The 2,530-nt window shown below is 35.7% G+C and carries 3 protein-coding genes; 2 read left to right on the top strand and 1 reads right to left on the bottom strand.

The features are described 5' to 3' along the window. Nucleotides 1-1,114: 1,114 nt before the first annotated feature. Nucleotides 1,115-1,237 carry a hypothetical protein gene (locus tag ACJMLZ_RS02100; protein ID WP_405303723.1) on the top strand — a complete coding sequence of 41 codons (123 nt, stop codon included), beginning with the start codon at nucleotides 1,115-1,117 and terminating at the stop codon, nucleotides 1,235-1,237. 77 nt (nucleotides 1,238-1,314) lie between these two features. Further along, entirely contained in the window at nucleotides 1,315-1,452 is a 138-nt protein-coding gene (locus ACJMLZ_RS02095) for a hypothetical protein (RefSeq protein ID WP_405303722.1), read from the top strand. Nucleotides 1,453-1,699: 247 nt separating this feature from the next. Here the strand turns inward: ACJMLZ_RS02095 and ACJMLZ_RS02090 are convergent. Further along, the coding region (locus tag ACJMLZ_RS02090) for a beta-galactosidase small subunit (RefSeq protein WP_405303721.1) at nucleotides 1,700-2,530 on the bottom strand (831 nt) is incomplete at its 5' end.

The following is a 2,530-nucleotide window of genomic DNA, read 5'->3' as shown; positions in this document are numbered from 1 at the left end:
AGGGGAAAAGACAAATCAAATACTTGAATGAAGCAGTATATGGTAATTTGAAACTAATGAAAAATACATTAGACTTGCACCAATACAAAAAGTATTTACGATTAATAAATACAGAATTAAAGAATAGAGGCTTAAGAAGCTATATACATAATATCTCTGAAATATAATCAGTAATGTATTTTAAGCATAGATTAATGAATCAATAGGTATATTTTTTAAAGGTAAAAAGATTATTCAGAAGAACATAAATTAAATGATCAGAAATTAGCTCATTATATCTATCGCTGTTTTTAACTTAATTGTCCATGGGAAGAGAGGGTGTAATCGGCACCCTCTCTTATGATTTATAAATTTAAGAGAGAGTGCTTTTAAATATCACTATCCATTCTTTTCGATGCCGATAGTGACACAGGAGGATATGACATATCCTCCTGTTAAGTATATACAGACTTGCTAACTGCACTTTTCATTCCATTCTTGTTAATTGTATGTTCGTATTATTCCGTACCCACGTTAATGGGGAAAGATTTTTCTAACGCTCAAAACATTACAAAATATTTACTTATAGCTATTGCGCTTTCAGAAGGACTCGATAATTTGACATTAATCAAATAAAACGGCCTATTTGATAGTTTTCCCTTATTTTTTTATGCCACAAAACATATTTACCGTAACTTTGCAGCGTGAAAAGACAAGGACATTATTTAAAGAATGTCTCTTGAACAGTAGCAATAAGATTATATAACGATGATTTGAACAGTTAAAACGTGATGATTGTCCTCGTGAATAGTTTCAAATTGTCATTGTTGTTTAATTAGTATAAACGTCCTCCTTTTTATAAGGAGCTAAAAATTGAAGATGTATGAAAAAGTTATTGAATACAGTAATGAGAAACAATGTTGAAAATACAAAAAACAGTAACGCAAAAATTAACTTTTGGTGTCCAAGCGGCATGATACCTGTAAATTTTTTAGAAGAAAAACTAAATTAAGATTTTAAATAAATATATTATAGAATAAAGTAAAAGGACAATCATCAATAGGTATTTTAGTATTAACGCTCTTCGCATAGAGGAGGTAAAACAATTAAAGGTATGAAAAAGATGGTAGATTTTATGAATTCAATGTTTGCGAATCAACCTAAGAGTTTGAATACCAACAACAAAATTAATTATTGGTGTCCAACCGGAATGATTCCTGTATATTTTGATTATAAAGAAGAAACCGAGCAAGATTAATCGGTTTATAGTCAAGTACAGTTAAGGTAAACATGTTTTAATTCTCTATTGATTTGAGAACCATAAAAAGGATAATTATGAAGAATATAGAAGATTTCATGAGCCCTGTTTATCTGAACCGTCCACGAATGACAACCGCTTTGGGTTGTTCAGATATGGGCATTGGATACCCCATCCATAGCATTCAGGTCGTTTCTGGCCTTCAACATATATAAGTTTTTAGCATAGCAACTATATATTCCCCATTTAAGCAATTACTTAAATGGAAAATTAAAAAAGAAGGAGACCAACACTCCTTCTTTTTATTTCATATAACCTATACATTTAAAAGCGAGGAACTTTCATTACTGCACTGGAACCATCAGATGGATACAAAGACGTTGCTCCATGTTATTTTGTTATCCCTTTAGTTTGTATCCCTAATTCCTGTTCCAGTAATGTCAAGTTTCCTCGCTTCTATAATTATCGGTTGCGAGCCGAGTTTACAGCATCCTTCATGCCATTTGTTGGGCGAATCAGGAATGAATAACTGTAGTGCTTGTCAAGGAGTCTGTGGTGCTCTTCAGGTCTTGCCTTGATGCTCCAAGTATCTGTTCCTCCTACACCGGCTTGTTTACAATCGACATTCAGCACGAATGAACCTTCAAGAACCTTTTCCTCTCCGATATGCTTGGCTGCTTCCAACGATTCCTGGGTAGTATTCCATGTTGAGATGCTGAGAGGACTTTCTCCGAGTATCTGAATACCTTTTCCGCTCTTGTCGGTAAGGGTGAACCAACGTACTCCTGTCCTGTTACCATTTTCCTGCGGATAGACATATTCAGTCATCATACCTTCTACCGTAGTTTTGTAGGTACCAAGGAAAAGTCCGGCATGTCTGTCACAATAGTTTTCCCAAGGACCGAACCCGAAATATGTAACGTTAGAGTAACGTGAATCAATCTGACCCTGAAGACCTATTCTGAGAGGTTCAGGCATCTGACTATTTATCTTGATGTCGTAACTTACACCCAGAGTACCGTCAGGATGCATGCAGTACTTAATATTCATGACAGCCTTGCCGTCAGATGTAACAATAGCTTCAACAACTGCGTTATTACCTTCGGTAGAGGATGTGACCTTCACGTCGTTGGCTGCTACATCCTTCCATTCTCCCATCAGTTCCTCTGCCTTCCAACCGCGGCGGTCATTGTCTGTACCAGCTCGCCAGAAATTCGGTCTGAATGCTGATGATATAGCCTCTACTCCAGCATTTGCATAACCACAAAGCATTCCACTGGATTTGTCAATCTT

This window comes from Methanobrevibacter sp. (genome assembly GCF_045126245.1).
GTDB lineage: Archaea > Methanobacteriota > Methanobacteria > Methanobacteriales > Methanobacteriaceae > Methanocatella.
The sequence above is the reverse complement of the archived record's forward strand: the minus strand, read 5'-3'. Positions and strand labels throughout refer to the sequence as shown.

Coding starts and splice junctions, on each gene's coding strand:
- ACJMLZ_RS02100 (WP_405303723.1), top strand. CDS start 1,115: ATGAATTCAATGTTTGCGAATCAACCTAAGAGTTTGAATACCAACAAC.
- ACJMLZ_RS02095 (WP_405303722.1), top strand. CDS start 1,315: ATGAAGAATATAGAAGATTTCATGAGCCCTGTTTATCTGAACCGTCCA.